This is a genomic window from Hyphomonas sp. (assembly GCF_040882205.1).
Classification (GTDB): domain Bacteria; phylum Pseudomonadota; class Alphaproteobacteria; order Caulobacterales; family Hyphomonadaceae; genus Hyphomonas.
This window is the reverse complement of record NZ_JBBEBT010000162.1, coordinates 1-4,239: the sequence shown is the minus strand read 5'-3', so window position 1 is coordinate 4,239 and position 4,239 is coordinate 1. Positions and strand designations below refer to the sequence as shown.

The 4,239-nt window shown below is 65.2% G+C and carries 5 protein-coding genes and 1 pseudogene; 3 read left to right on the top strand and 3 right to left on the bottom strand.

Annotation, left to right across the window (positions count from 1 at the left end; genetic code table 11):
* Positions 1 to 247 (bottom strand): AAA family ATPase (locus WEA77_RS06560; RefSeq protein ID WP_368067070.1); only part of this gene is annotated, 247 nt, incomplete at its 3' end.
* A gap of 224 nt (positions 248 to 471) precedes the next feature.
* On the opposite strand from WEA77_RS06560, the gene WEA77_RS06555 reads away from it, so the two are divergent.
* Positions 472 to 927 (top strand): hypothetical protein, encoded by a 456-nt coding sequence (locus tag WEA77_RS06555; protein WP_368067069.1) that lies wholly within the window; start codon positions 472 to 474, stop codon positions 925 to 927.
* Positions 928 to 1,932 (top strand): hypothetical protein, encoded by a 1,005-nt coding sequence (locus WEA77_RS06550; protein WP_368067068.1) that lies wholly within the window; start codon positions 928 to 930, stop codon positions 1,930 to 1,932.
* A 293-nt stretch (positions 1,933 to 2,225) separates the two neighbouring features.
* Here WEA77_RS06550 and WEA77_RS06545 read toward each other — a convergent pair whose 3' ends face one another.
* On the bottom strand, positions 2,226 to 2,744 hold the full coding sequence (locus WEA77_RS06545) for a hypothetical protein (RefSeq protein ID WP_368067067.1): 519 nt from the start codon (positions 2,742 to 2,744) through the stop codon (positions 2,226 to 2,228).
* The gene (locus tag WEA77_RS06540) at positions 2,741 to 3,625 is read right to left on the bottom strand and encodes a ParA family protein (RefSeq protein WP_368067066.1); all 885 of its coding nucleotides are present in this window, start codon (positions 3,623 to 3,625) and stop codon (positions 2,741 to 2,743) included. Before WEA77_RS06540 ends, WEA77_RS06545 begins: the two co-directional genes overlap by 4 nt.
* A 464-nt stretch (positions 3,626 to 4,089) precedes the next feature.
* On the opposite strand from WEA77_RS06540, the pseudogene WEA77_RS06535 reads away from it, so the two are divergent.
* Positions 4,090 to 4,239 (top strand): annotated as a pseudogene (locus tag WEA77_RS06535) (phage major capsid protein); the annotation flags it as partial.

Below are 4,239 nucleotides of genomic sequence, written 5' to 3'. Positions count from 1 at the left end.
CATCGATGACCCAGTTTTCTTCGGTCAGGATGGCGCTGAGGCGGTCAAGCGCTTCTTCTCGCGGACGCTCCTGCCAGCCCGGCATCCAGAACACTTCGCGGTCCATTGAGACATGGCGCAACTTGAAGCGCGCGGCCAGGACACGCGCTAGCGTACTCTTGCCGCTGCCGGAACAACCGATAACGAGAATGCGCCGCGCCGTCGCCAGCCGCCGGGCCGCGTCTTCAATGGAGATGGACTGGACCATGGCTGGCTCCGCGGCGGGAGCGGGCTTTAGCGAAGGCGGCCGGGCGTGTCCATTGCGGCCGGCAGGCCGCCGCGTTCGGCGGTGCCTGCGCTGGGCCGCTTCACACGCTGTTCATCTCCGTTAAGGTTTTCGTTCACCTTGCTGCCAGAAGGAAAGCCGCCGCCGGTGCGACCCTTCGCCAGGATATTCGATTTGGTCCGCGACTTTGTGGTCGGGCTGGCGCGGTGGACGACGCGGGTGCAGGCTGCGGCGGTGAAGGGCGGACGCTCGGCGTGTTCCTTCTGGTTGTGCTTGCACTTTATTTCTGGACGCTGGCCTGGTTCGGATGGGTCAACGGCGCGTTGCTGATCAATGGCAAGGCGCGGTGGAATGCGTTCCAGTTTGCCGACCTGCGCGCGCGGGCGGTGGCGCTTTATGAAAGCGAAGGACGCTATTTCGGGATCGTGCATCCGGAGACAGAACATGACCATCTCGGCGAGCTCGAGCGCGCGGACCTAAGCCCGTTTGCGATGTCTCCGGATCACAAGGCGGTGCCGGTGGCGCATGCGCCGCCTTGTTTCTGGCGCTGCGTGGTGTTCACCGAAGACCGGCACCGGGGGGAACGGCGCAACCACTACGGCGTGGACGTGGGCCATCTGGCCCGGCTGCCGGTCAGCCAGCGGGGCGGATCGACCATCTAGATGCAGCTGGCGCGCTCGGTGTGGAAGATGCATCCGCGCAATTCCAATCCGCTGTGGCGCAGGCTCCATGAGCTGAGCGAGGCGCCGGTACTGAACCGCTATCTCGTCAGGAACGGTGACACCGGCGGGCTGGAGCGGTGGTTCTCGCAGCATGTTCCGCTGGTGCAGGGCGGGGGCGACGAGCCGGGCAGCATCTGCGGTGTGTATGAGGCGGGGCAGTTCCTGTCCGGCAAGCGCGCCCAGGATCTGGTCCCGGCCGAGCACCTGGTGCTGGCGGCGGCAGTGCGCCGGCCGATTGCCTGGCCGCAGAGCGAGGAGGCGCGCGCAGAAATCCTGTACGACCTGATTGGTGTGGAGGAAGACCGGCGGCGGGCGCTGCTTTGCGCCGGAGAGGATGCGCGGCTGGCGGACGGGACGCGTATGATCGACAGCCAGGCCTTGCCGATTGCGACCCGGGCGAGGCTGGCTGAGCTGCGGGTGCCGGCGAATGTGGGCCAGACGGACGCGGCGTTCCTGAACGTGATGCGGCAGGGCGGGATGACGGCGCAGGTGCCGCTGGTGGCGCCGATGCGCCTCACCAGGGCGCTGGCGCCGAAGAAGCAGCGCGAAGTGGTGGCAGAGCTGACGGACCTGCTGGCGCCGGTCGCGGCCGCGCAGGCTACTAAGGCCCTGGAGCCGGTAAAGCGCACGCCGACGCGGTTGCAGGAAACGCATCCGTGGCGCAGCACGGTGAGGGAGGTTGAGGTGACGCTCGACGCGGCGAAGAATTCCGAATTCCGAATTCCGAATTCCGAATTCCGGATTCCGGGCGCGGGCGAGGGCGCGGGCGCGCGGGGCGGCGAGGACGCTGGGCGAGGAGCTGGTGGCGGGCGGGCGCTTCCGGCAGGGGCGCTGCCGCAGCGGGTGGTGAACGATCTCGGCAGCCTCAGCATCAAGGACGGCGACACGGCGCTGGTGATCGCGGCGGCGGACGAGACCGGCCGCATCGTGCGCTACTGCAATTGATGGGCGATGACGGCCTGTTCCGGCTTTGGCGAGACGCGGCCGCTGGTAGCGGGCTTTGGCCGCGGGGCGAAAAGCCTTATCCGCGAGCCGAGGGTTCATCTGGTTTTCCGGTTAATGAGTGATCAGGCATGTGCGTGTGCACCTGTTCGCTGCGGGCGTTGCTTGTCCCGTCCTTGGGGCCTGATCCTTGCCTGCGGCGAAACCGGGATTGTCGACAAACGTGCGGCAGGTGTGGGGGGCTTCGGACGCGCTGCGCGCATTGCCGCTGGCACGGGGGTGAGCGGCGCCCCGGTTCAGCCTGTGCGGAAGGATCTGCGACCGAAATATGGGTTCGGGCCGGCGGGGGGCGAGGGCGGAGTTTCGTCTTCTGTGAGGGCGGCGGCGGCTTCTTCCGTGGCCGGATCAGTAATGACAGTTTCTTCCGTAGACGGATCGGCAGCTGTCTCTGTTTCCGGCTCAGGCGCTTTTTCTTCCGCTGCCGGGGCAGGCGCCAGCAGAGTGCGGATATAGGCGGCAGCGCCGCGCACGGTGGAGACTTCGAGGTCCGGGACGGACTTGTCGAGGCGCCGGGCGAGGAGCCTCGCCTGATGGTGCGAGAGCGATTTCAGCTGGGTTTCGAAGATTTCGTCGCCGACCGCGGCGCGCAGGGCGATCAGGCTGTCGGAGGACTGGCCGGCGGCGTTCAGCAGTTTCTTGACGACGAGCCCGGCGGCAGCGGCCCAGTCCTTGTCGGCGACGGCGCGGAAATCGGCCTGGGACCCGACGAGCGCCTGGATGGCGCGAAAACCGGAAGCGCCGCCGCCAAAGCTCATGCGAGCTTCTCCCGGACTTCGACGAGCAGTTGCTCGATAATGCCGAGAGCATCGCTCGGCCATTTGGCCTGCAGGGTAGGATCCGGGCCCAGTTCGATCGGGTTCGAGGCGAAGCCGGTTTTCAGCGGAATGACGGTCTTGAACATCGCGAACTCGGTTTCCTTGGCGTTCGACGCATCCCGCATCGCGCCGAGGACAACCTGCTGGTGGGGCGTGTTGTCGAAGCGCGTGGCGAGCACGACGGGCAGCGTGGCAATATCCCGGTTACGCAGATTCTTCATGATGTCACCCGTGAAGAGGTCCAGACCCAGCGTGGACATGAAGTCCGGAATGGTCGGGACAACGATCAAGTGGCTGGCGGCGAGGACGGTCTCGGTCATCACCGAGATGCCGGGCGGGCAATCAAAGAGGATGACATCATACTCGGCCTTGAGCAGGTTCAGGTCGTCGCGCAGGCGCTTGCCCACCTGGTTCTGCAGGGCTTCCATCGCGTAGCCCTTGGCGGTGAGTTCGAAGATCAGCTCGCGTTCGGTTTTGCGCAGGCGCGGCGAGGAGGGGATCAGGTCCAGCGGCAGGGCCTTGCCTTTGAAGGTGACATCGCTGGCATTGGTGACGATGAACTCGGAGAGGCGGCGCTGTTCGCCGGCGAAGAAATTCTCCAGCAGCCAGTCGGAAATGGTCGCGTAGTCGTTGATCGCCTGGAACAGGTGCTCATCGCCGGCATGGCCGAAGATCAGCAGCGAGGCGTTGGCCTGCGTGTCGAGGTCGATCACCAGCGTGCGCATGCCGGCGGCGGCAAAAGCTTCGGCGAGGCTGACACAAGTGGTGGTCTTGCCGACTCCGCCCTTGGAGTTGGCAATCGAGATAACGCGTGCCGACATGGAGTTTCTCTCTTTCGGTCTAGTCCGTTTCAGACCCCGGGTGATGGCAGATTTGGGGGCACAAGAAAACACTTATGCCTATATAATCTGGGTGAGTTTGAAAAAAATGTCCCGGCGATTCAGGGCATCGCGAAATAGCTGCTGCAAATTTGCCTCCGCGGATCGGGTGGGGTGTCCGGCCGGGTTAGCTTCATGGCCATCGAGACAGCCAGGGCGAACGCAGCCCCGGATGAAACGGACATGGTGTTTTAAAAACATGCAGCGCGGTTCAAAGTCGGCCTGGCCGCTTGCGCCGCTGGGTGAACCGCGCGCCGCGAATTGGGGCGCGCGCGATGCCGAGCGCCGATCCGGGATATATCCCTTCGCAATTCTGCGGCGTATTTCATTATATCCAGAGTAGCAGAGGCGGCGATCTCGGTTCCGCTGAAGACCGCGCGTGAGGGCGCTGCGAAGCCGCTGCGCCAGCCACGCAGGTCCTGCTGGAAGGTGCGTATGCGGACATTGACCCCGGGCTGGCCGACGAGGCTGAAACCGCGTTTGCGGCGCAGGAGCCGGCGGCGTTTGTGACCGGCAACGGGTCATCAGAGCCAAAGGGCTCCCTGGTCTACTCGATT

What these genes read in the sequence shown, in the direction of transcription:
- WEA77_RS06550 (WP_368067068.1), top strand. Translation starts at nt 928, where the DNA reads ATGCAGCTGGCGCGCTCGGTGTGGAAGATGCATCCGCGCAATTCCAAT.
- WEA77_RS06545 (WP_368067067.1), bottom strand. Translation starts at nt 2,744, where the DNA reads ATGAGCTTTGGCGGCGGCGCTTCCGGTTTTCGCGCCATCCAGGCGCTC.
- WEA77_RS06540 (WP_368067066.1), bottom strand. Translation starts at nt 3,625, where the DNA reads ATGTCGGCACGCGTTATCTCGATTGCCAACTCCAAGGGCGGAGTCGGC.